This is a genomic window from Echinicola strongylocentroti (assembly GCF_003260975.1).
Lineage (GTDB): Bacteria > Bacteroidota > Bacteroidia > Cytophagales > Cyclobacteriaceae > Echinicola > Echinicola strongylocentroti.
This window is the reverse complement of record NZ_CP030041.1, coordinates 366,187-388,640: the sequence shown is the minus strand read 5'-3', so window position 1 is coordinate 388,640 and position 22,454 is coordinate 366,187. Positions and strand designations below refer to the sequence as shown.

The window sequence follows — 22,454 nt, the reverse complement described above, 5'->3', positions numbered from 1 at the left end:
TTTTATATAATCATTCCATGTAAGACTATGGCTCAGAATACGTACTTACGGGGAAAATGGATACTGGACACAGAAGTTCTGGAATCAGAAATGCTAGACAAAGAGCAAAAGACCTTGGATATGCTTCCTCCTGAAAAGAAAGAAGAGATCATAAAGGACATGGGCTCGAAGGTATTCCGTTTCTTTAACAACGGAAGCTTCAATGCCTATTTTTCTTTCAGGGGAAAGCAGGAGGAAGTGAATGGCTCCTGGACATTGGATGAGGACGGGACACTGTGGATAATCACAGACAGTGATCGAAAGGCCTATGTTATCGAGCTTTTGAAGGATGAACGGCTAATATTGGTACCTGAGGAAAAGTCCGGTTTGATGGCCAAGTTAATATTCAATAAATCCGAGAAGCCATGAGAAATCCCCAATATTTTGCAGCTCTAAGTGTCTTTTTTTTGTTGCTGTCCTTAACTGTTTGGGGACAGATAGAAGTAAAGATCACTGGTCCCACGAGCGTTCCGTTAAGAAACCAAATATTGTACAGGGCCGAATTTTCCAAAAATGGAATCTCCATTTCACCTCCGTCAGGGGGTGATGGGTATTGGGGTGGTTCGAGTGTGACCTTTATAAATAAAACAGACTTTGAAAGTCGTCTGTTTTTTTTTGAAGAAGGTGCCCAAAGTATAAATTATGGCTACGTTACTTATGATAATTATTACTTCACATTTTTGAATGTAAAAGTGGAAAACCCTTGTGATGGAACGGTTCCTTCGGCCCAAAACGTCAGTCGTACGGGCGCTGGACAAGTAACCCTTATTGCAAATACCTCCCCAAGTGGATACACTTACCAGTGGTACAACGCTGAGGGTACCAGACTGTTATCGAGTGATATGAGTTATACAACAGAATACCTATCAGCGACTACTACATATAAATTGGCCTATAAACATTCCTCGGGATGTGAAACCATTATGATAGATGTTCGGGCCATTGTCAATCCCCCCCTTGACGAAAACTCATCGTATAACTATATCAAGACCTATACCGCAACAGTACCTGTTCAAAATTCCTCTGAGCTTGAAACGGGTGACCGTAGCGTTTCCCAAAAACAGTTTGCCTATTACGACGGCCTTGGCCGTCCGATGCAGCAGGTGCAGGTGGCGGCCAGCCCGACTGGCAAGGACATCGTGGCCGGCGTGGAATACGATGCCTTTGGCCGGGAGGCCAGGAAGTTCTTGCCCTATGCCAGCACTTCCCAAGGCAATGGCCACTATGTGGAAGGCTGGAACGAACAGCAGCAGGCCTATTATGATGACCATTTCGGGAACGGGGTCGGCGAAGTGGCCTTCAGCGAAAGCGAGTTTGACGGCTCGCCGCTGAACAGGGTCATGGCCAGCTATGCCCCCGGTGACAGCTGGGCCAAAAAAGTAGATGAAGAAGGCAATAAAACGGGTCGGCCCGTCCGCATGGACTACCTGTCCAACACGAAAGAGGACAGGGCCGTGCTCTGGGAAGTGGAAGGCGACAGGCTGATCGCCTATCGCTACTATAAGCCCGGTACCTTGTACAAGACCGTGACCACCGATGAGGAAAAGCACGAGACCATTGAGTTCAGGGACCTACAGGATCGTGTGGTGCTGAAGCGGGTGCAGGCACCCGATGGCCAGTGGGCGGACACCTATTACGTGTACGACCAGTATGGCAACCTGTCCTATGTGCTGCCGCCGGAGGCCTCCAAGGGCTATGCCAAGGCCGAGATGGAAGCTCCCGAAGGCTATTACCTGGTGAGCGAGGACGTGGACTATGCCGACATCGCCGCCCAGTCGGGTGGCAAGGTGGCCTATATTCCCACGGCAACGGTGACCGTGAAGCCCGGGGATGTGCTGGGCGATGGCGTGGAGATCAAGGCCGTTGGTGCGATGCCTGCGCAGTCCTACTTGGACGACTGGGCCTTCCAGTACCGGTACGACCACCGTAACCGCATGACCGAGAAGCGGGTGCCCGGTGCGGAGCCGGTCTATATGGTCTACGATAAGCTGGACAGGCTGGTGCTTACCCAAGATGGCAACCAACGCGGGGAGAATGCCAACAAATGGTCCTTTACCAAGTACGATGCCCTGGACCGTCCGGTGGTGACGGGCGAGAAGGTGATCGGCAGCCGCAGTACCGTGACGCAGGCACTGGCTGACGGGTCAGGCCACGAAAGCTATACGGGCAGCGGTACGACCAAGTACTCGGACACCGTCTACCCGAAGGGCATCACGGAGGCCGAGGTCCACACGGTGACCTATTATGACAACTATGCCTTTACGGACAAAAAGTTCGCACTGCCTACGGGCGTTTTCGGTGATGACGACCACAAAATCATTCCCAAGGCCTTCACCGCCATGCGTGGCCAGGTAACCGGCACGAAAGTCAAAATACTGGGCAGCACCAACGACTATATCGAAACGGTTAACTTCTATGACGACCGTTACCGGCTGATCCAGTACAAGGTGCTGAACCACCATAAAGGCGAGGACGTGGTCACTACCCAGTACGACTTTGCCGGAAGGGTGAGGAAGACCCACCTGCTACACCATAATCCGGCAGCGGATATGGGCCCTATGGAAGTGGCCCAGGAATACACCTACGACCATGCGGGCAGGTTGCTGACGGTGAACCACAGCATCAATGGAGCCACTCCGGTAACCCTGCTGCGCCATACCTACAACGAACTGGGCGAACTGGTGAACAAGGACCTGGCCGATGGCTTCGAGGACATCGACTATGTCTATAATATCCGCGGCTGGCTGACCAAGATCAACAATGTCTCCGACGGGACATCGAAGCTCTTCGAAATGGACCTGCACTACGACAATGCCCCGAGCGGCCACCAGGCCTATAACGGTAATATCGGCAGCACGGTATGGAAAAACCCCTACGAGTCCGTGACCAACCGCTATGACTACCACTATGATGCAATGAACCGGCTGACAGCGGCCGACTACGGCCACAACGACACGGGCAATGCCATGGGCTTTGACGTGACGGGGATCCGCTATGACCTGAACGGCAATATCAAGAGCCTGAACCGCAAGGGCGATGACGACAACCGTCCCAACGTGGACATCGACAAGCTGGGCTATACCTATGCCAAGGGCAACCAACTCAGCAAGGTGGCGGATGCCTCGGGAAGCACCGAGGGCTTTAAGGATGGCACCAACCAGACGACGGAGTACTTCTATGACGAAAATGGCAATATGAAGGAAGACCGGAACAAGGGCATCACCTCGATCACCTATAACCACCTGAACCTGCCGCAGAAAGTGGCCTTCAGTGCCGATAAGTACATCGAGTACAGCTACGATGCCTCTGGAACCAAGCTGTCCCAGAAGACAGTGGACAGCGGGGAGTCGAAGGTGTCCGACTATATGGGCGGCTTCGTCTACGAGGACGACAAGCTGCAGTTCGTCCAGCACGACGAGGGCCGTGTGGTACCCGTCATGGCGAGCGATAGCGAAACCATCTCGTCTTGGGACTACCAATACCACCTCAAAGACCACCTGGGCAATGTCCGGGTGACTTTTAAGACCAAGCCCGATGCGCCGGACATCTACTTGGCCACGGCAGAGAACGATCAGAAGACCAAGGACTACGAGGATACGTACTTCATCCGCTACGGTGAAGTCACCCGCATCAACGCCGACCTCTTCGACCACACCGACGTAGGCAGCGCCAAGACCTATTCGATGCGGCTGAACGGTATGGGCAATGAAATCTATGGCCTAGCCAAGTCCTTGAAGGTAAAGCCCGGCGACCAGGTGTCGGCAGAGGTATGGGCAAAATACCTCGACCCGTCCACCACCGGCCAATCAGGCTCCTCCTTCGCCCAGCTGATCAATGACCTGTCTTCTAATGCCAGCCATATAGTGGTGGACGGAGCCACGGCTGGAATGGAGCCGATCATTCCCTTTCCGGGGATGATCAGCCATGGTAGCGGGGATGCCGGAGCCCCCAAGGCTTATTTGAACCTGCTGGTGCTGGACAGGAGCCGTAACTATGTCACCAGCTCCTTCGTGCAGGTAAACACTTCCGCTATGGAAAACGGCAGCGATGTGCCCCATCAATTCCTAAAAATCAACCCGATCACTATCCAAGAGCCAGGATATGTGTATATTTACCTATCGAACGAGACAGGTTCCCGTTTGGAAGTGTTCTTTGACGATTTCAAGGTGACGCATCAAAACAGTTTGGTGGTGCAGAAGGATGATTACTATCCTTTTGGGATGAGCTTTAATTCTTGTACTAGGCCGTCTTCGGTCGGGCAGAAGTTTAAGTTTAATGGAAAGGAAAGGCAGGCACTGACAGGGTGGGATGATTTTGGTGCGAGGATGTATATGAGTGATCTGGGAAGGTGGGGAGTGGTTGATCCCGCAGCAGATGTTTTGGAAATGTCTTCTCCTTATGTATATTCCCTAAACAACCCCATAAATTTTATTGATTTAGATGGGGAGCTGCCAATTTTTATAAACGGCCGAATTATGTCAAATTCAGAGAGAGGTGATGCCAGCTATTGGGATACACAGTTACTGGAAACCATTAAGAATTCTGGAGTAGCTAATCCCGGAGGAGAATTACATTTTGTTGATGGGGATAGGTTTAGTACTAATTTTGGTTCTAGGGATGGCTTTCCCCTTTCAGCCAAAGGAAGTTGGGTGAATGGAGGGAATAGTCCAGCCGGACGACATAATGCAGGCTACTTTCAAGCGAAAAGAGACTTTAAGTCAATTTTGAACAAGCTTGCGAGAGACCCTGAGTCGGATAAAATCATAGAGAAAATTCAAATATATTCCCATAGCCGAGGTGGTGCTTTTGCAACTGGATACACCGAGGGGTTACTTGAATTAATTGGTGCTTATGCCGATCAATTTGATGATCCATCGAATGTTATTCAATATGTTTTGCATCTGGCTCCCCACCAATCTGGGAGTTTGCAGGCATTTTCTGGCAATGAATTTTCAATGCACCATACCAGCGATGCATTATCGGGTAACGAAATGGGAGGCTTGCTTGCAGCGTTTGAATCTGATATTGGGAATTCAATATTGTCAGCACATAGCACTACTGGATTTACAAAAGAGGTTGGAGCTTTCATTGATTCATTTTTATATAATAATGAGTCCACTGATCAGTCAACTGTAGATGACTTTATTAAGAGGATGCAAGATGAATACGGTATTGAAGTAACGGTAAAGCAATGAGAAAAAAAATAGCAATTGCGCTAATCAATATTGTTGCTTTTGTTGCCCTTCGTTGGCTAACTGTGATCGGCCTTTTTCTTGCAGGGACGGGAGCAAGTGATCATGCAAAAGAACTGAATATAGATGCGGTTTATTTACCAGTTTTACTTATTCAGATAGTTGTGCTGTACTTGAACCTAAAGAAAAGAGGACTGTATGAGTTGATTTACTTCTTAATAGTTTTGGTAATCCTAATTGGGCTTTATACTATTAGTAGAGTTCATTTATTACCGGATTTGCTACCTTATTAGGAATTAAAAACCAGCTGAAGCTATTTTTTTAATTATACGATTCTTCATCAAAAAGTTCGGGGTTGAACCTAAAAACTTGCACCGCAATATCTATGCATTATTAAAAAAAGTATGTGTGTCCGTAAGAGTGTACCTAATAACCTCAGTTCGATTATAAAACCGTTTCCGTACAGTGGTCGGAACATGCACTGCGAGGCTTAGAGGGAGGTCTGAGCGGGTGGAAGCCGTGGCAGCTCGCCGCGGCGAGTTGCCACACCCTTTTCCAACCCACATCCTCCTAAAAAGGGTTCGCAATGACGCTTTTAATGCTAAAAATAAGTCGAGCTCAGGTTAATAAAATGCAACAAAACGTGTCATTAAATTTCAAGGCTGGTAATTTAGGTGAAAAGGAATCAAATAAAACCAAATCTTCTGAGTCTGTACACATTGAATTTGAAACACTGACAAAGGAAGAAAGAGTTAGTGTATTAAATTACAATAATCAAATGTTTATCAACAGTAACAATGAGTAATCAACTAAAAGTAGGTTTTTTTATAATATTTATATTTGTCATTTGGCAATTTAAAATGTATTATCACTTTAACTATTTAAAAAAAACAAATAAGGTGAAAAGTAGAAATTATGTTTATTTTTTATTTGATCCATTTTTATCTGGATTTTATCGGATGATGATTTTACTTCCAATTATTTTTGATAATGCAGGGGATAAAAACTTAAAAAAGGGAAGGTATTGTTGTTATTTGCTATATGGGCTAATTATTACTGTTTTTATTTTACAGTCTAACATGAATGATTAGTACGTATTTTGTCGAAAAGTTGCTTTGATTCAAGTTTTTAGCTTGGGGGAAATCTGGGGCAGATGTATTTTCCCGCACCGGAGTAAAGGTGTTTTAGCTGATACGGCATAAAAGCTGATCATATAAGGAAATGTACAGGGGACATTTTTAGTGAGTAGTCAGGTATAGGAAGGCCATCAACGCCGACCTCTTCGACCACACCGACGCAGGCAGTGCCAAGACCTATTCGATGCGGCTGAACGGTATGGGCAATGAAATCTATGGCCTAGCCAAGTCCTTGGAGGTAAAGCCCGGCGACCAGGTGTCGGCAGAGGTATGGGCAAAATACCTCGACCCGTCCACCACCGGCCAATCAGGCTCCTCCTTCGCCCAGCTGATCAATGACCTATCTTCTAATGCCAGCCATATAGTGGTGGACGGAGCCACGGCAGGCACCGATCCGATCGCGCCGATCAGCGGCCTGATGGACCACGGTAGCGACCAGTCCTCGGGGCCAAAGGCCTACCTGAACCTCATCATTACGGACAGACAGGGCAACCTACAGCACATGTCCTACGTGCCCGTGACCAGTGCAGCTTTGGAAAACGGCAGTGACATCCCTCACCAATACCTGAAAACAGGGCCAATTACTGTGAAAAAGCCCGGACTTGCGTATATTTACCTATCGAACGAAAGCGGCAAGCGCATCGAAGTGTTCCCGCCACGGCGGGCAGGCTTTTGACGACTTTAAGGTGACGCATCAAAACAGTTTGGTGGTGCAGAAGGATGATTACTATCCCTTCGGGATGAGTTTTAACTCGTATACGAGGCCGGAAAGCGAGGGGCAGGAATTCAAATACGGAGGAAATGAGGAACAACAGGAATGGTTTGTTTATGATTTTAATGACAGGATATTTGGTTTAGGTTAGGTAGGTTTAATTCAATTGACGCCTTTACCGAGGATAATGAATGGACGCCCCCTTACAATTATGTTAAGAACAGCCCTGTTTCAAGAATTGATCCCGATGGTGACACTATCCCAAAAAGTGTGTAAACTAAAATTGCAATTAGTAGTGTTAGGTTAGTTAATCCTGACCCTATCACCAATTATAATCAGAAAACTGTTAAATACCTGGCTGGTCATCGCTACATCAGCGGCATGGAAAGCCACCCGAAGAACGACATGGAAGGGCTGAAGGAAGAGGTGAGAAAGTTCCATCCTTTGGAATGAACGGAAATACGGTAAAAAATCGTTATTTTGTGGAACAAAGTATTAAGATATGAAAGCTTCAACAGTACGTAAGGAAATCCACGAATATGTGGACAAAGCGGATGACAGGTTTTTGTCGTTGGTCCATAGTATGGTCCGGGCGGAGAAGAAAGACAAATCTGAAAGCCTGTTGAAAAAGGAAATGATCAGCAGGACGGAACAATCAGAAAAAGAGATCGAAGCGGGAAAAACAATCAGTGCCAAACAATTCAATACTGATTTTCAACAGTGGAAAAAGAAGAAACGCGAGAGTATCAAGTAGAATTTACTCCCTTATCAAGATATTATTTTTACGAAGTTCTCGAATATCTGTACGGACTTTATCCGATAGGCCGTGCAGAGCAACTGGCGGATGAACTGGAAGGTATGGCTCAGGGATTAAATTACCTTCCCCATCGGGGCAAAAAGGAAAAGTGGCTGTCAGGTAGGGAGCGGGAATACAGGTTCCTTCTTTTTAACCGCACCAAAAGAGCAGACATCAAGATCATTTATTACATCCAGGAGAATGAAGGAAAGGTGTATGTCACAGACTTTTTTCCAACAGAAATGGATATTGATAAAATAACGGGAAGAAGTTCTTAGCAAACTTATATACCCTGCTCCGAAAGGACGTACGATGAAGCGACCACGTTCACAGGTATAGCGGTGTGCTGTCTGGCCGGGGAGCAGGGACCGTGCCAGACCGACAGGGCGGGTATTTTTGGTAAATTTTCGTTCGTGAGTCAAGCGTTTATTGATTTCAACGTTCAAGATGGGATTAATACAACATTTGGTTTCGGAGAAAATAGAAAATCATTGTTTTCAACAGGAGTTGAATTAGGCGTCGGTACTTTCAATTTAGGACATTCAGAATTGTTAAATATTTCTGATATAGATAAAATGTCATAAAAATATATAACAATGTTTTTAGCGGGGCAAGAAAAGGGATTGGAGAGTATTCAAAAACAAAGGAATAATGACCTCAAAAACAAAAGGATTAATAGGTAAAGCAATTTTAGTGATTGTTACTGTGGTTATAGTTCATGTTACTTGGCGAAAGGGCTACGATTCCTTGGAAAAAAGGTATGTAGTGGGTAAAGTTGATCGAATCATCCCGGCTTGGGGACAAGATCCAAAAGTAGAATTTAGTTTTACAATTTACGGAAACAAGCATAGTGAATTATCACCACGAAGTATCTATCATCCTAAAAAAGGACAGTTATACATCGTTGAAGTTCCAATTAAAGATATCAAGAAATCAAAGATATTGTTAGATTTCCCTATTAGTGATCCGATAGATTCTCCTTGGGAAGGTTGGGAGAAAATTCCAGAGTTTATAATAGAATATAACCAATAATTATTGAGCTCATTTTGTGTTTCTATTTGATTTCTTTTAAGAACGTGTCCCTTCAATGGAAGGGAGCTAGGCAGTAGGATGGTAAAAGTATATCTTACAGGGAAAAGGGCATAAGGCTTTTTCGAAAATTGTTGGCAAGAGGAAGGGAGTCCTTGGGAAAACCGCTGTTTTTCTCGGACTGGTACTGACCATAAAACGGTGACAGCGGAAAAAATGCTATAATTACTATCTTTTTGGCCACTCCTTTAACTCTTATCAGAGGCCAAGCTCTATGGAACAGAAATACCTTTTTAACAGGGGAAGGGAATTGATTGATGATCTGAATCTTGGTTTATACTGGACGCCAAACAGGTTCTATGATCCTTCAATTGGACGGTTTTCGGGACTTGATAAACTTTCTGATATGTACACATCAATAAGTCCAATGGTATTTGGGTTTAACAACCCGATCAAATTTAACGACCCAACTGGACTTTTAGGGGAGTGTGACGATTGTCCAGAAGTGGATCTGCCGGAAGTCACGGTCACCGCCAGTAGATTGCAGGAATCAACTCCGGATTATTCCCTACTCTTCGAACAGTTCAGAAATAGTACCAATACTGTTTATAGGAATCTGGGGTATGTTGCTCAGAATAGAGGTGCAAAGGAGGCTCGGGATTTATTATCCAGAGGGAGAACCCTCCATTACAGTGACTATGAGGCACAGCAGAGCAAAAACTCCGAGTACCTTGACGGTATTCGGAACATGTACAAATATGGGGTGACCGGGAGTATTTTGGCCATTGCAGCGAGTCCGATTTTATTGGAAACCTTAGCAAATAAAGCAGGCGGGGATATGGCCTTGGAGGCCGGATTTCAGATTATGAACAGTTTACTTTATAATGGAGACCTTTCCCAAGTGGATATAGCCGATATCGGATTTGCGGCTTTCAGTAAATATGGTTTCGTAGGAATGGCAATCCTGGATTATACCCCGGGAGAGGGAGTTGTCACTGTTGGAACAGGAAAAAATGCTGCTCAGTTTGGCACTGATTTATTGATCGGAGGCTTTAACAAATGGCACACCGATAAGATGGGGGTGGCTGGAGTCGAAAAGGGAGTTGTTGAGTTCTTTAATGGTTTTAACGGAAACCTAAGAAATACCGTAGGTACAGGGGTGAAAAAAGGGTTTACAGATGAGTGATAAAAAGGAATTGTTCTTGGTTTTAATTATATGTTTCATTGGCTTTATTATCTGGAAAATATATTATACCTCCTACGAGAAAAACTATACTATAGGGGAAGTAGTAAGAAAGGCGACTGGATTGAAATCAGGCACCGCTATAAAATTCGAGTTTTACTACCAAGGAAGAAAAATTGAAGGAGGAACCGGGATGGGGGATTACTCTGTTAGGGTCGGGGACAGGTATGTCATTGAATTCAGCAAAGAGAAACTGGACCTGTCGGAGGCATTGCTTTATTACCCGGTTCCGGACACGGTGGAAATCAAAGTCCCCTGGGAGGGATGGGCTGAAGTCCCCAAAGAATTAAAACAATACCGAAGAAAACGAATGGAAATTTTTGGGTTTTATGATCTTTTGTTCGGCGATTGACGGAGTTTTATAGTCCTAAATATTCTTTAGTTCTAATGGTGACAGTCCGACCGGTTGACAGACCATCAAGTCAATTTATACGGGGCTGAAAGCAAAGGATTCAGCTATAATAAGCCGGGCACCTGCACTTTCCCAGCGGCTTATTTCCGGGACTTCGGAATCCGTTCTGGGGCACTGGCATGAACTCAATACCCAAGCTGCAATGCAGGTTGCTGGTGTGGCCAATGATGTCAATACGGTGATAAAGACAGGAAAAGAGCTTGGGCAGGAAGTTGCCATGGATACGGGGGAGGTTTTGGATAAAGGAGGAGAGGTTGTTGCTGATGTGGGAGTGGCATTGGCCATCCCGTCAGAAGGCGCTTCGCTAGTCTTGGTACCTATTGGAGAAGGAGCGTCTATGCTCGGAAAGTCCATGAAAATGAGTGTTCATTATAGTAATGGAAATGCATCAAAACAGTTTGGTAGTGCAGAAGGATAATTGCTATCCCTTCGGGATGAGTTTTAACTCGTATCCACCTGCAGAACGACATGGAAGGGCTGAAGGAAGAAGTGGGAAATTTCCATCCCTTGGGATGAACGGAAATACGGTGAAAAATCGTTATCTTTAAACCAAGAAACAATGATACAGATGAATATCCAGGCAGAAAAAAAAGCATTGATCAAACGGCTGGAACAGATCAACGACCGTTCGTTGATAGAAGCTTTAAAACACATGGTAGACTTTGGTTTACGGGAGATGGAAACACGCATCAGCGTTGAGCAATATAACCGTGAACTGGATGAAGCGGAAGCAGAGATGGACCGGGGGGAATACATAAGCCATGAGGATTTAAAAGCACAGATGAAGAAGTGGTAACGAGCAACAGACCTACGGTCAACTGGAACAGCCGGGCATCCCAACGGCTTAAAAAAATATACGATAAAATCCTGGAGGAATCGTACTCCAATGCTGAGAAAGTAAGGAGCGGAATAATAAAAGCAGTTGACCAACTCCCATCAAATCCGGAAAAACACCCTATGGACAGATAAAAAAAGACAATCCCAGCAATTACCGGGCTTTTGAAAAATATTCCTACAGGATAGCCTACAAGCATACCGACAAAGAGATCAGAATACTAAGGATCAGGCATGTAAAGCAGGAGCCTAAAAACCACTAATCCTTCCCACGGCATATCATAACGGAATACCCTCCGAAACCCCGCTTACGTCAGCGACGACGTTCACAGGTATAGCGGTGTGCTGTCCGGACGGGGCAGCAGGGATCGCGCCAGACCGGCAGGGCACCCTGTATAAGTGTTGGATATTTTAAGGCATACAGGAAGCCATGCCACCCTTCGAGCCTAGTCTGTCACGTCCCCTGCCTTGCCTTCCGGCTTCCCCTCACGGCTGCTCCTGTGTCCGCTTAGGCCGCTTCACTCCATTACGCCAAAGCTTCACTATGTTCAGCTGCCACACGTCCATCCGCTACATCAGCAGTATGGAAAGCCACCCGAAGAACGACATGGAAGAGGTGAGAAAGTTCCATACGATGGGATGAACGGAATTACATATAAAATCGTTATTTTGAGGAAAAGTCGATAGTCATGGATTTACAAGCTGAAAAATTAAGTTTGCTGGAGTGGTTAGCGGGACTGAATGATCCCAATACACTCAAAGAGTTCATTAACTTAAAAAAATCCAAAGAAGTGGATTGGTGGGATGAGATCAGCGAAGATGAGCGAATCGCAATTAATGAAGGTCTGGCCCAACTTGATCGTGGGGAAGGCATACCGCATGAGCAGGTAATGAAAGAAGTTCGAGAGAAATACAACCTATGAGCAAACCAATCGAATGGTCGCCTAGGTCTAAACAAGATTATCTGAATTTGTTGGATTACCTGCAAAGCCAATGGGGAGAAAAGGCCACCATGAGGTTAATGATCGCTTACAGTCCATTCTCGAACTCATCGTCGAAAGACCAGAAATCTACCCTACATCGGGCAAAAAGAAACAAGTGAAAAGGTGTGTGATCAGTAAACAAACCAGTCTTTACTACCAAATAAAGAAAGACAAAATAGAACTGATTACCTTGTTTGATAATCGACGAAACCCAGCCAAAAGACAGCTTTAGCCCCATCACACAGGTCTGTTAGATAAACGGTGTCAGCAATTAATTATTCTTTTCAGGTTTTTTCAAATGGATGATAACGGGATAGGTAACCACAAAACCCAACCCAAGCGACATGGCGAAGTACTTCCAAAGGACGTTAACCTCAGCGACAACGATCGTCAGGTAAAGTGGTCTGCTGTCCGTTTGGGGCAGGCAGCTGGAAGAACAACGGACGATTAATTCAACCGTAATTCCACCAAGTGATGTACATGTACGGTTACATGCTACAAGTGAGACCGGAAACCCTAAAGATGGAACCGGAGCTCAAAAGCCAAATTAGACAAGAAACTGACCAACTATTTATCGGAGAAGGCAGCAATTGTTACAGCTTCAGCAACCTGATGACCCTGCTAATGGTCAAGTTCAGAAAGATCAATCCAGGTATCCAGAATGACAATCCGATCCGGGCTTCTGTAATCCCAAAATCGATAAAAATGTACCACCTGAGAAAAGCCCAATACCTGGCTGGCCACCCGCTACATCAGCAGCATGGAAAGCCACCCGAAGGACGACATGGAAGGGTTGAAGGAAGTGGTGAGAAAGTTCCATACGATGGGGTAAGGAACCCAAATAACCAAAATAATCGTTAACTTTAAACCAAGAAACAATGATACCGATGAACATAGCCGTAAAGAAGATTGAATTGATAGAATGGCTGGCCGGGATAGAGGACAAGTCACTGTTGAAGCAAGTGGAAACGCTAAAAAAGAAATCCATTGTCGAAGCCTACGAAGCCAAGATGAAGCCGATGACCTCCCAGCAGTACAGTTCATTGCTGGACTGTGCAGAAGAAGATTACAGGAACGGAAGGACCAACCCACAGGAAGGTTTGGAAAAGGAATCCGAAAACTGGTAATCTTTAACTATGCGAATCATATGGTCTGATGTGGCGAAAGCCAACATAAAAGAAATACATACCTATCTACAAAATAGTGGCAAGCCCGAAAGTGGCCAGATCAATAATGGAAAAGATCATCAACAGGCCCCGTTTACTGACAAAACATCCAGAAATGGGACAGATAGAGGACAATCCGGAAGTTGTTGGCAGGGGGGTCCAGTACTTGGTCGAGGGCAACTACAAAATCGTTTACAAAGTTTACAAAGAAGACAGGGCGATATTGATAGCTGCCGTTTTCGATACAAGGCAAAATCCCACCAAGTTAAAAGTGTAGTGCCGATCAAACTTTTAAACCTGTCTTTAAAAATAACAGAAAACCCTCCGAAAGGGCGTGCAGAGTAACGACAACGATCGTCAGGTAAAGTGGTCTGCTGTCCGTTTGGGGCAGGCAGCTGGAAGAACAACGGACGATTAATTCAACCGTAATCCCACCAAGTGATGTACATGTACGGTTACATGCTACAAGTGAGACCGGAAACCCTAAAGATGGAACCAGAGCTCAAAAGCCAAATCAGACAAGAAACTGACCAACTATTTATCGGAGAAGGCAGCAATTGTTACAGCTTCAGCAACCTGATGACCCTGCTAATGGTCAAGTTCAGAAAGATCAATCCAGGTATCCAGAATGACAATCCGATCCGGGCTTCTGTAATCCCAAAATGGGTAAAAATGTACCACCTGAGAAAAGCCCAATACCTGGCTGGCCATCGCTACATCAGCAGCATGGAAAGCCACCCGAAGAACGACATGGAAGGGTTGAAGGAAGTGGTGGACAAGTTCCATCCGCTAGGATGAACGGAAATACGGTGAAAAATCGTTACTTTGTGAAAAAGGAGATAATTATGGCTATTACAAATGTTAAGGAATCGATCCATGACCTTATTGACAGGATAGAAGATGAAGAACTGCTCAATGCTTATCTTAAAATCATCGAAAGGGGACTTCACTCATCCGGAGACCCCATAGTGGGATACACTACCAAAGGAGAGGTCCTTACCAAATCAAAGCTGGTTGACCGAGTAAGGGCAGCATCTGAACGGGTGAAATCCGGACAGTACACGACACAGGAAGATCTGGAAAAAGAATCGGAAAATTGGTAAAGAAAAAACGATTGCCGGTTCGTTGGGACAATGAAGCGATCGAGTCCTTACGGGACATTTACGAGTATATTAAAGCAGACTCTCCTTCGGGAGCACTTAAGGTAAGACAGACCCTACTATCCTTGGCGAGAAGCCTAGGAGACTTCCCTGAAAAATACGTTAGTGAACCATCTCTGAAGGAAGAGCCGGGCAATTACCGGTCGGTCAGCAAATGGAATTACAAGCTCATCTACGAAGAAACGGAAAAAGAAGTGATTGTAATAATGGTTTTTCACACAAGCCAAAATCCTGAAAAGATCAAAAAGCACCTTAAATAACCCCACCCGAATTCCCACTACATAACATAACGGAAATCCTCCGAAACAACGTCTAGTCCAGCGACAACGACCGTCAGGTAAAGTGGTGTGGCTGTTTGGAGAATGAGGCATCCGCCGCGGAGGATGGTGAGCCAGTCTGGGCGCCAATAAGAATCGAAAACAGCAGCGAAGCGATTGGTTATGAGTGATTTTTAGGTCACAATGCCTGTGTGCTGTGGAGTAGATAGGCTAATGCATATTTCGGGTTGAACTGGATTCCCTGATTATCAACTCAGTTTTTAGCGTGACAATTTCCGATTCGATCACATCTTCCTCGTCTTCAATTTGCCTGATAAGAAGTTTGGCTGCCGCTTGGCCCATTTCGAATGCGCGGTCGTTTACCGAAGAAAGGTTGGGTTCTATGATTTTGGAAATTGGATAGTTGCTAAAGCCGACAACTGCCACTTGGTCTGGTACCTTGAATCCATTTTTTTGGAACACCTGAATGGCACTGACCGCGGTGTAGTCATTGGAGCAAAAAATCCCATCTGGTTTGACGGGTTGCGAAAGGAGTTCTTTTGCAGCTGACAGGCCTTCGTCATACGTTAAGCCCTTTGTAAAGTGGATAAGACTGGACGAAACCTCAAGATGGTGATTTTCCAATGCTTTCCTAAAACCTTCATACCGGGATTTGAAAATCCCAGTTGTTTGAGGCCCGCCAATATGTGCTATGTTTTTACACCCTTTTTCGATCAAATGTTCCGTGGCCCGCAATGAGGATTCAAAATCATTGATGATCACTTTGTTCGCTTCAAAGCCCGTAGGCACTCGGTCATAAAATACCAAGGGCATTTTCATCTTTTTCAGTTTCTTAAAGTGATCTATGCCCCTTGTTTCTGCTCCTTGGCAGATGATCACTCCGGCAAACATGTTGTTCTGCAGGGTTTCGGTGATTTTTTTTTCTCGTTTGAATGAGTTTCGGCTTTGGAAAATCGTTACGTTATAACCCGCCTTATAGGCATATTCCTCTATTCCGCTGATGACAAGTGAATGAAAGTGGATATCGATCTGAGGAGCAATTACCCCTATCGTTAGTGTTTTACTTTTTCTAAAACTCGACGCAATCGAGTTTCGGGTAAAGCCCAATTCATCGGCTTTTAGCTTGACTCTTTCCTTTGTTTCTGGGCTTATTCCAGGATGATCGTCCAAGGCTCGTGATATCGTTGAAACAGCCAGGTCAAGTTCTTTGGACAAATCCTTTAGGGTAATTCTTCTTTTAATCATGGAAAACTTTCGGCAAACGTTTGCAATATAAGGATAATTTTTAAAAGGACTTCTTAAATGATGAGTAGGGATGTAATAAAAACGTACCCAACCGCCAGTAATTTACTGATAAAAAAATGTGTAATGAAAAATATATGCAAACGTTTGCTATTTTTTTGCATTAAGTTTACATTTGGGTAATATGATTATGAAAATTCTTCTGAAAACATTTTAATCCAAATTCTATGGGGCATTTCAACAGGTTTGTACAGGCCAAATCTTGGTTTTCTTTATTAATTATTTTAATAAGTATGGTTGGGTCTTTTGGTTTGCTTGCGCAAGGGACGGTAGTGAAAGGAGTGGTAAAGGATGGAGATAGTGGTGAACCATTGATCGGAGTTTCAGTATTGGTAAAAGGTACTTCCAAGGGAGTGGTCACGGATATGGACGGAGCCTATTCCATTGAGGGTGTGTCTCCGGATGATGTGTTGATTTTCTCTTATTTGGGATATTCCATGGAAGAAATCACCATTGGTAGCCGATCAGTTTTGGATGTGACGCTCGTTTCCAATGCAAGTGATTTGGATGAGGTGGTTATCGTGGGGTATGGCGTACAGGAAAAAAGAAATTTGACGGGGTCTATTGTCTCGGTAGGAAGTGATGAAGTGCGCAAAACAAATATGCAGGATCCCATATCGCTTTTACAGGGTAGGGCTGCTGGTGTGCAGGTGACATCCAATTCCGGAGCCCCAGGGGGAGGCATGACAATCAATATCCGGGGGAGCTCCTCGCTCAATGCCGGGAACAATCCCTTATATGTGGTGGATGGAGTGCCGATCGAAGCCAACGTAACGTCTTCTTTAAACGGCTCCGAGAATTTTGGCCTCAATCCATTGGCCGCCATTAACCCAGCAGATATTGGGTCCATTGAAGTGCTGAAGGATGCGGCTTCTACAGCTATTTATGGTTCGAGGGCTGCAAATGGGGTGGTGCTGATCACCACAAAGAGAGGGAAAGAAGGTAAGGCGCAAATTAACGTGAATGTACATACGGGGGTAAGTCAAATTACCAGAAAGCTGGATGTGCTCAATGCCAGCCAATACAGAAGTGCCGTACTGGATTCCTATGCCAACTCAGATGGTGGAAGGGAGCCCGTTTCTGCCATCGTCGATTCACTGAGTTCTACCAACAATGGAGATGTGGATTGGCAAAGTGAACTGCTCAGAAAGGCGGTCCAGACGAATGTGGACCTATCCATTCAGGGAGGCTCCGAAAACACCAAGTATGCTTGGAGTACCTCGTTTTTGGACCAAGATGGGATCATCATCAATTCGAACTACCGCAGGATCACTTCTCGGCTCAATGTGGATTTCAACGTAACTGATCGCCTTACTGTGGGGCAAAGTATATCCTACTCCAATGGCGTCAACAACAGGATCAATGCAGCAGGTACGGGAAACCTGAGCATCATTCGTGAATTGCTTATCCGTCCTCCATCGTATTCGATGTATTTGCCGGATGGCTCGCTCAACGGGTATCAGTTTGGTAAACGAAACCCAGTAGGGCTTGCCGAGCTATCTACCAACCTCAATAAGACCAACCGGATAATAGCAGGCCAATACCTGGAATACCAATTAGCCGAAGGCTTGAAGTTCAGAACCTCAGTTAACGTGGATTTTCTTTCCATGAAGGAAGACACCTTTATACCTTCCACATTGGATTATAGAGAAGGGTATAATTCTGGCTCGGTCCGGTCTACCAATAACCTTACTTGGTCCAATGAAAATATAGTGACCTATCAAAAACAAGTTGACGGAAAGCACAATGTGGGAGGACTTGTGGGATTCAGTTACCAGGACTGGGATTATGAGCGTACGGGATTGGATGGGATGTTTTTTCCCAGTGATGATATCCGAACCATGAATGGGGCAGGGACAATCTCCAATCAAGGGGTGAACATCACGACGTCTCATTCGCTGCTTTCTTACTTTGGGAGGGTTTCTTATGATTATGATAGAAGGTACCTTTTTGAAGCCAATTTAAGGGCGGATGGCTCTTCTCGTTTCGGAAGGGACAATCGCTTTGGCTTTTTTCCTTCGGCTTCAGTAGGTTGGAGGTTTTCCGATGAAGGGTTTTTAAGTGATGTGGGAGTGCTTGATGACGGGAAGTTGCGCTTTAGCGCGGGGCAAACGGGGAATGAGGCAATCGGGAATTACACTTCACAGGGTGAATTCATGGTGGGAACCAACTACCTGGATTATTCTGGAGCTGCTCCCACGGTAATGCCCAATTCGGGATTGTCCTGGGAAACCACCACACAGTACAATGCGGGAATAGACTTGGCATTTTGGCAAGGCAGGCTGAGCTTGACGGTAGATGCATACATCAAAGACACCAAAGACCTGCTCTATAATGTACCGATCCCAAGGGAAACAGGCTTTGGATACATTACCCAAAATATTGGGAAGATCCAGAACAAAGGGATAGAGGTACTGCTCAATACACATAATATCGCTACACAACATTTCAACTGGAGCACAAGTCTTAACATCAGTACAAATAACAACATCGTCAAGGAGCTTCCTGAGGAGCTTTTGACCAATGGGTTTATCCAAAACGGGAATTACCATATTCTCCAGGAAGGATATCCGATCGGCACTTTTTACGGATGGCGGTTTGATGGTGTATATGCCAGGGATGAAGACAATGTCAATGGGGTCACCAATGGCGGCCAAGGACCGGTATATGAGGGAGGAGATCCCATCTGGCATGACCTCGACGGGAACAATGTCATCGATCAAAATGACAGGCAGGTAATTGGTAATGCGACTCCTGATTTTTTTGGCGGGATCACCAATGACCTTTCGTACAAAAACTTCAGCCTGAGCTTCATGTTTCAGTTTTCCTACGGCGGAGAAATCTACAGTGAGATCAATCACCAGCGTAATTCCATCGTCCGGTACAATAACCTATCCACAGATGCCCTCAACAGGTGGAGAGAGCAGGGAGATATCACGGATTACCCCAAGCCAGTACAAGATGACCCATTGCAAAGTGACAGTAGGATTCAAAGCAGGTGGGTAGAGGATGGCTCGTATATCAAATTGAAGAATGTCAATCTACGCTACTCTTTGCCGCTTAAATTGGTCAACCGCATAGGTTTAACTCGGCTGGATGCCTATGTCACCGGGACGAACCTCATCACATGGACCAAGTATACCGGTTTTGATCCTGATGTGAGCTCGTACAGTGGGCTGAGAATAGGAGTGGATGAGGGGTCATATCCGCAAAGTAGAACAGTGATCGTGGGCTTATCAATTGGATTGTAAATAAAAAACTTATGAATAGTAGCAGGAATATCTTTATGTCAATGCTGACGCTCATCTTCTTCTCTTGTTCGGAGAATTTGTTGGACAAAGATCCGGTCAGTAGTTTTTCCGCCCAGGGATTTTATAAGACATCCAGTGATGCGCAATCCGGGGTCTATGGAATATACGATGCAGCACAGTCTACATTTTCCCTCAACTTCTCCCTTTGGGGTGAGGGAAGGGCAGATGCCGTGAGTACCAATCAGTCCGGAGATCCTTTTTTGCTCCAGGATAATAACCTGAACCCCACATTGAACTCCGCTCGATGGGACAATCTTTATGAGACCATTAGCAGGGCCAATTATGCCATTAAATATATTCCGCCTGTATTTGAGGATGGAGAGGAGTTTGGCTTACAGTTATTGGGGCAAGCCAGGGCTTTGAGGGCCTTAAGCTATTTCTATGCTGTGCGGATTTGGGGCGATGTTCCATTGATTTTGGAGCCTTATGAAAGCGTGCAGCAGGACTTGTTCAATACGCGAACCGATGCTGAAACCATTCTGGATCAAATAGAGGAAGATCTCCTATTTGCTGCAGAACATTGTAGGGCTAGTTTTGGGGGTGAAAGGGACCGGAACTTGATTACCCAGGGAGGTGCCAATGCCTTGTTGGTCCAGCTGTATATGTGGAGGGGAGATTATACCAGTGCGGTGGCTGCTGCAGAAAAAGTGCTAGATAATTCCTTGTACAGTTTGGTGTCCATCAGCGACTGGTCCAAGATTTTTACGCAAGGATACTCGAACGAAAGCATTTTTGAAATAGGCTACAATGAAGTGCAAACCAATTCCCTGCGGGTATTATATGCCTTGGGCTCGGATAGTAACTTCTTCCCAAGCGAGTCTTTTCGAAATTCCTTCGAAGAAGGTGACCAGAGACAAGAGCTTATTTACGATGTGACTTCTGCCCAGCCCCGAAAAATCTGGAAGTTTTTTGGAGAGGGCTTTAATGATGAAAGTCCAGATCCATCTGCAAATAACATCGTCATGGTCCGGCTGGCGGATATCATACTGCTGAAAGCCGAAGCGCATAATCAATTGGGAGAAGTCGATGAAGCCTTGACTTTACTGAATACCATTAGGAATAGGGCGGGGCTGGAAAGCCTGAGCTTGTCCTCTGCCGATGCCCAGTACGGTGATTTGGAGGCGGCGATTTTACATGAGCGATTGATTGAGCTTTGCTATGAAGGACATCGGTGGTTTGACCTAATGAGGACAGGGAAAGCGATGGAAGTCATGGGACCAATCAACGGCTTGAGCGAAGGGGCAAACTTGGTATGGCCGATCCATCAAGATGCCATCAACAGGAATCCAAATTTGGTTCAGAATGAATTTTATAATTAAGCCGGATTAGAGCTTCCTGTTATCAAATAATCAACGCAAAAACCAAAAGGAATGAAGAGTTTACCTATAAAAATCAATGGAGCTTTACTTACGCTCATCGTTGCTGGTGTGGTGTTTTACAGCTGCACCGTCCAGGAGGATTATGATTATCATCCTGCAGGTATCACTGGCAAGTTGGAAATGCCTGCCTTGGAGTATTTCCAGTCTCACGAATCATTTACCATGCTCAGTTCGGCCATTGATTTGGCAGGTCTGACCGAGGCGTACAGCGCTGAGCAAATCAGGACCTTTATCGCCCCGACAGACAGGGCTTTTGAGGAATATTTGGAGGAGAATGCCTATGGGAGTTTGGAGGAAGTACCGGTGCCCATTTTGAGAAATCTACTGAGGTACCATATCGTGGAAGATAAGGTGTTGTTTTCTGATCCTGAATTGTTCGAAAGCAATTTACCGATAGCTTACTCTACAGAAAGTGGCCAAGCAATGTACCTCTCCCACAACACCAATTTTGTGGGGCTGGTCAACCAAGGGACGAGCCAGCAGTGGGAAATAGCTACTTCTAATCTTGAACCTACCAATGGGGTGATCCATGTGGTAAACGCCATCGTTTATTTTTCAGCAGCATCCACAGACCTTGATGAACTGGATCCTTCTGTGAAAACGGATACCATATTCCCCTTGGCAGACACGTATATCAATGGTGGAGCAGCAGCGAATAGCAATTTTGGATCTACGAACCTGTTAAAAGTGAAGAACGTGACAGGGGATGGGGATTATGACCGAAAGGCCTATTTGATGTTTGATTTGAATGAGCTGCCTGCTGAGGGTGTTATCACAGATCTCCGGTTTGAAGTGGGGGTTTCTTTTACCCATGCAAAAAATTTGGATATGAACCTGTTTCAGGTTCCCGATACCACTTGGACCGAGATGGGCCTGAACTGGAACAATGCCACCGCGCCGGTGGATCCACCCGTTGCTACCATCACCACCACCAAAGTCAGTGCCTTCAATTTTGATTTGACTGATTTCTATACGGGCTTGGAAAAAAGGGGAAAACTCTCCCTGATGATCGATGGACAGGATACGGGAGATGAAACAAATGATTTGGCCTCCAAAGAACACGAAACACTGCCTGCACCGATGATCATCGCCATCATCGCCACTGGAAACAGTGTACTTGACTTGGTGACCAATACTGGAATATCCGTGGAGTCAGGAGGTAGCGTGGCCTTGGACTCGGAGATGCTGGAAATAACTGGAGCCTCCGCCAATGACATCATCTACACCGTGGAGGAAGTGGCTCAGCATGGCTGGTTGATCAGCGGTGCGACCATATTAAAACCTGGTGATCGATTTACCCAAAATGACATCAATGTCATGAACCTGGTCTATATCAGTAATGGTGAAGGCAGTGAAGACCAGCTTGTCCTTTCGGCGAGAGATAGGGCTGGAGCCAAATTAGATCCATTCGAGGTGGAGGTAATTATTGAGTGAATTTAATTGCCCCCAAAAGGAATTGATATTTATTGAATTAATAGCGTT

The 22,454-nt window shown here is 45.5% G+C and carries 26 protein-coding genes and 1 pseudogene; 26 read left to right on the top strand and 1 reads right to left on the bottom strand.

Annotated elements, in window-relative coordinates:
• Positions 1-27: 27 nt before the first annotated feature.
• From DN752_RS01415 to DN752_RS01310, 23 genes and pseudogenes are all read left to right on the top strand, one after another.
• Complete coding sequence (locus DN752_RS01415; RefSeq protein WP_112782316.1) at positions 28-408, top strand: hypothetical protein; 381 nt, start codon at positions 28-30, stop codon at positions 406-408.
• Positions 405-5,234 (top strand): DUF6443 domain-containing protein, encoded by a 4,830-nt coding sequence (locus tag DN752_RS01410; protein WP_112782315.1) that lies wholly within the window; start codon positions 405-407, stop codon positions 5,232-5,234. Before DN752_RS01415 ends, DN752_RS01410 begins: the two co-directional genes overlap by 4 nt.
• Positions 5,231-5,524 (top strand): hypothetical protein, encoded by a 294-nt coding sequence (locus tag DN752_RS01405; protein ID WP_112782314.1) that lies wholly within the window; start codon positions 5,231-5,233, stop codon positions 5,522-5,524. The genes DN752_RS01410 and DN752_RS01405 overlap by 4 nt, the downstream gene beginning before the upstream one ends.
• Positions 5,525-5,817: 293 nt before the next feature.
• The gene (locus tag DN752_RS01400; RefSeq protein ID WP_112782313.1) at positions 5,818-6,036 is read left to right on the top strand and encodes a hypothetical protein; all 219 of its coding nucleotides are present in this window, start codon (positions 5,818-5,820) and stop codon (positions 6,034-6,036) included.
• 530 nt (positions 6,037-6,566) lie between these two features.
• Positions 6,567-7,043: a hypothetical protein gene (locus DN752_RS01390; protein ID WP_112782311.1), complete on the top strand. Its 477-nt coding sequence runs from the start codon at positions 6,567-6,569 to the stop codon at positions 7,041-7,043.
• A gap of 10 nt (positions 7,044-7,053) precedes the next feature.
• The gene (locus DN752_RS24320) at positions 7,054-7,230 is read left to right on the top strand and encodes a hypothetical protein (RefSeq protein ID WP_162633072.1); all 177 of its coding nucleotides are present in this window, start codon (positions 7,054-7,056) and stop codon (positions 7,228-7,230) included.
• 351 nt (positions 7,231-7,581) lie between these two features.
• Positions 7,582-7,833, top strand: coding sequence for a hypothetical protein (locus DN752_RS01385; RefSeq protein WP_112782310.1), 252 nt, complete (start codon positions 7,582-7,584; stop codon positions 7,831-7,833).
• Positions 7,800-8,153: a hypothetical protein gene (locus DN752_RS01380; RefSeq protein WP_112782309.1), complete on the top strand. Its 354-nt coding sequence runs from the start codon at positions 7,800-7,802 to the stop codon at positions 8,151-8,153. Before DN752_RS01385 ends, DN752_RS01380 begins: the two co-directional genes overlap by 34 nt.
• 373 nt (positions 8,154-8,526) lie before the next feature.
• The gene (locus DN752_RS01375) at positions 8,527-8,907 is read left to right on the top strand and encodes a hypothetical protein (protein ID WP_245949416.1); all 381 of its coding nucleotides are present in this window, start codon (positions 8,527-8,529) and stop codon (positions 8,905-8,907) included.
• A gap of 235 nt (positions 8,908-9,142) precedes the next feature.
• Positions 9,143-10,090: pseudogene (locus DN752_RS24825) on the top strand (RHS repeat-associated core domain-containing protein); the annotation flags it as partial.
• Positions 10,083-10,499 carry a hypothetical protein gene (locus tag DN752_RS01365; RefSeq protein ID WP_112782307.1) on the top strand — a complete coding sequence of 139 codons (417 nt, stop codon included), beginning with the start codon at positions 10,083-10,085 and terminating at the stop codon, positions 10,497-10,499. The pseudogene DN752_RS24825 and the gene DN752_RS01365, both read left to right, overlap by 8 nt.
• Before the next feature lie 202 nt (positions 10,500-10,701).
• Positions 10,702-10,977 (top strand): hypothetical protein, encoded by a 276-nt coding sequence (locus DN752_RS01360; protein WP_112782306.1) that lies wholly within the window; start codon positions 10,702-10,704, stop codon positions 10,975-10,977.
• A gap of 141 nt (positions 10,978-11,118) precedes the next feature.
• Entirely contained in the window at positions 11,119-11,355 is a 237-nt protein-coding gene (locus DN752_RS01355) for a hypothetical protein (RefSeq protein WP_162633071.1), read from the top strand.
• Positions 11,349-11,528 carry a type II toxin-antitoxin system RelE/ParE family toxin gene (locus DN752_RS24820; protein WP_245949415.1) on the top strand — a complete coding sequence of 60 codons (180 nt, stop codon included), beginning with the start codon at positions 11,349-11,351 and terminating at the stop codon, positions 11,526-11,528. Before DN752_RS01355 ends, DN752_RS24820 begins: the two co-directional genes overlap by 7 nt.
• 554 nt (positions 11,529-12,082) lie before the next feature.
• A complete protein-coding gene (locus DN752_RS01345; RefSeq protein WP_112782304.1) occupies positions 12,083-12,316 on the top strand; it encodes a hypothetical protein in 234 nt (77 codons plus the stop codon).
• A 70-nt stretch (positions 12,317-12,386) separates the two neighbouring features.
• Complete coding sequence (locus DN752_RS01340; RefSeq protein WP_112782303.1) at positions 12,387-12,608, top strand: hypothetical protein; 222 nt, start codon at positions 12,387-12,389, stop codon at positions 12,606-12,608.
• 66 nt (positions 12,609-12,674) lie between these two features.
• A complete protein-coding gene (locus tag DN752_RS24305) occupies positions 12,675-12,827 on the top strand; it encodes a hypothetical protein (RefSeq protein ID WP_162633070.1) in 153 nt (50 codons plus the stop codon).
• Positions 12,828-12,868: 41 nt separating this feature from the next.
• Positions 12,869-13,237, top strand: coding sequence for a hypothetical protein (locus DN752_RS01335; RefSeq protein ID WP_162633069.1), 369 nt, complete (start codon positions 12,869-12,871; stop codon positions 13,235-13,237).
• Positions 13,238-13,254: 17 nt separating this feature from the next.
• Positions 13,255-13,503: a hypothetical protein gene (locus tag DN752_RS01330; protein ID WP_162633068.1), complete on the top strand. Its 249-nt coding sequence runs from the start codon at positions 13,255-13,257 to the stop codon at positions 13,501-13,503.
• A gap of 76 nt (positions 13,504-13,579) precedes the next feature.
• A complete protein-coding gene (locus DN752_RS01325; RefSeq protein ID WP_317048513.1) occupies positions 13,580-13,819 on the top strand; it encodes a type II toxin-antitoxin system RelE/ParE family toxin in 240 nt (79 codons plus the stop codon).
• A 182-nt stretch (positions 13,820-14,001) separates the two neighbouring features.
• Complete coding sequence (locus DN752_RS01320; RefSeq protein WP_162633067.1) at positions 14,002-14,340, top strand: hypothetical protein; 339 nt, start codon at positions 14,002-14,004, stop codon at positions 14,338-14,340.
• Positions 14,341-14,387: 47 nt separating this feature from the next.
• Positions 14,388-14,645, top strand: coding sequence for a hypothetical protein (locus DN752_RS01315; RefSeq protein ID WP_211324115.1), 258 nt, complete (start codon positions 14,388-14,390; stop codon positions 14,643-14,645).
• The gene (locus DN752_RS01310; protein WP_162633066.1) at positions 14,639-14,962 is read left to right on the top strand and encodes a type II toxin-antitoxin system RelE/ParE family toxin; all 324 of its coding nucleotides are present in this window, start codon (positions 14,639-14,641) and stop codon (positions 14,960-14,962) included. The genes DN752_RS01315 and DN752_RS01310 overlap by 7 nt, the downstream gene beginning before the upstream one ends.
• Before the next feature lie 228 nt (positions 14,963-15,190).
• Here DN752_RS01310 and DN752_RS01305 read toward each other — a convergent pair whose 3' ends face one another.
• Entirely contained in the window at positions 15,191-16,225 is a 1,035-nt protein-coding gene (locus tag DN752_RS01305; protein WP_112782296.1) for a LacI family DNA-binding transcriptional regulator, read from the bottom strand.
• A 224-nt stretch (positions 16,226-16,449) separates the two neighbouring features.
• On the opposite strand from DN752_RS01305, the gene DN752_RS01300 reads away from it, so the two are divergent.
• Genes DN752_RS01300 through DN752_RS01290 form a run of 3 tightly spaced genes read left to right on the top strand, consistent with a single transcriptional unit; the run spans position 16,450 to position 22,406 of the window.
• A complete protein-coding gene (locus tag DN752_RS01300; RefSeq protein ID WP_112782295.1) occupies positions 16,450-19,533 on the top strand; it encodes a SusC/RagA family TonB-linked outer membrane protein in 3,084 nt (1,027 codons plus the stop codon).
• A gap of 11 nt (positions 19,534-19,544) precedes the next feature.
• Positions 19,545-20,912, top strand: coding sequence for a RagB/SusD family nutrient uptake outer membrane protein (locus tag DN752_RS01295; protein WP_112782294.1), 1,368 nt, complete (start codon positions 19,545-19,547; stop codon positions 20,910-20,912).
• Positions 20,913-20,963: 51 nt separating this feature from the next.
• Positions 20,964-22,406, top strand: coding sequence for a CBM96 family carbohydrate-binding protein (locus tag DN752_RS01290; protein ID WP_112782293.1), 1,443 nt, complete (start codon positions 20,964-20,966; stop codon positions 22,404-22,406).
• Positions 22,407-22,454 lie beyond the last annotated feature (48 nt).

Excerpts from the sequence above, each read along its gene's own strand:
- DN752_RS01405 (WP_112782314.1), top strand. The coding sequence starts at position 5,231 with ATGAGAAAAAAAATAGCAATTGCGCTAATCAATATTGTTGCTTTTGTT.
- DN752_RS01300 (WP_112782295.1), top strand. The coding sequence starts at position 16,450 with ATGGGGCATTTCAACAGGTTTGTACAGGCCAAATCTTGGTTTTCTTTA.
- DN752_RS01415 (WP_112782316.1), top strand. The coding sequence starts at position 28 with ATGGCTCAGAATACGTACTTACGGGGAAAATGGATACTGGACACAGAA.
- DN752_RS01335 (WP_162633069.1), top strand. The coding sequence starts at position 12,869 with ATGCTACAAGTGAGACCGGAAACCCTAAAGATGGAACCGGAGCTCAAA.
- DN752_RS01375 (WP_245949416.1), top strand. The coding sequence starts at position 8,527 with ATGACCTCAAAAACAAAAGGATTAATAGGTAAAGCAATTTTAGTGATT.
- DN752_RS01385 (WP_112782310.1), top strand. The coding sequence starts at position 7,582 with ATGAAAGCTTCAACAGTACGTAAGGAAATCCACGAATATGTGGACAAA.
- DN752_RS01345 (WP_112782304.1), top strand. The coding sequence starts at position 12,083 with ATGGATTTACAAGCTGAAAAATTAAGTTTGCTGGAGTGGTTAGCGGGA.
- DN752_RS01355 (WP_162633071.1), top strand. The coding sequence starts at position 11,119 with ATGATACAGATGAATATCCAGGCAGAAAAAAAAGCATTGATCAAACGG.
- DN752_RS01295 (WP_112782294.1), top strand. The coding sequence starts at position 19,545 with ATGAATAGTAGCAGGAATATCTTTATGTCAATGCTGACGCTCATCTTC.
- DN752_RS01290 (WP_112782293.1), top strand. The coding sequence starts at position 20,964 with ATGAAGAGTTTACCTATAAAAATCAATGGAGCTTTACTTACGCTCATC.
- DN752_RS01320 (WP_162633067.1), top strand. The coding sequence starts at position 14,002 with ATGCTACAAGTGAGACCGGAAACCCTAAAGATGGAACCAGAGCTCAAA.
- DN752_RS01410 (WP_112782315.1), top strand. The coding sequence starts at position 405 with ATGAGAAATCCCCAATATTTTGCAGCTCTAAGTGTCTTTTTTTTGTTG.
- DN752_RS01305 (WP_112782296.1), bottom strand. The coding sequence starts at position 16,225 with ATGATTAAAAGAAGAATTACCCTAAAGGATTTGTCCAAAGAACTTGAC.
- DN752_RS24305 (WP_162633070.1), top strand. The coding sequence starts at position 12,675 with ATGGATGATAACGGGATAGGTAACCACAAAACCCAACCCAAGCGACAT.
- DN752_RS01400 (WP_112782313.1), top strand. The coding sequence starts at position 5,818 with ATGACGCTTTTAATGCTAAAAATAAGTCGAGCTCAGGTTAATAAAATG.
- DN752_RS01360 (WP_112782306.1), top strand. The coding sequence starts at position 10,702 with ATGCAGGTTGCTGGTGTGGCCAATGATGTCAATACGGTGATAAAGACA.
- DN752_RS01365 (WP_112782307.1), top strand. The coding sequence starts at position 10,083 with ATGAGTGATAAAAAGGAATTGTTCTTGGTTTTAATTATATGTTTCATT.
- DN752_RS01330 (WP_162633068.1), top strand. The coding sequence starts at position 13,255 with ATGATACCGATGAACATAGCCGTAAAGAAGATTGAATTGATAGAATGG.
- DN752_RS01315 (WP_211324115.1), top strand. The coding sequence starts at position 14,388 with ATGGCTATTACAAATGTTAAGGAATCGATCCATGACCTTATTGACAGG.
- DN752_RS01340 (WP_112782303.1), top strand. The coding sequence starts at position 12,387 with ATGGGGAGAAAAGGCCACCATGAGGTTAATGATCGCTTACAGTCCATT.
- DN752_RS01390 (WP_112782311.1), top strand. The coding sequence starts at position 6,567 with ATGGGCAATGAAATCTATGGCCTAGCCAAGTCCTTGGAGGTAAAGCCC.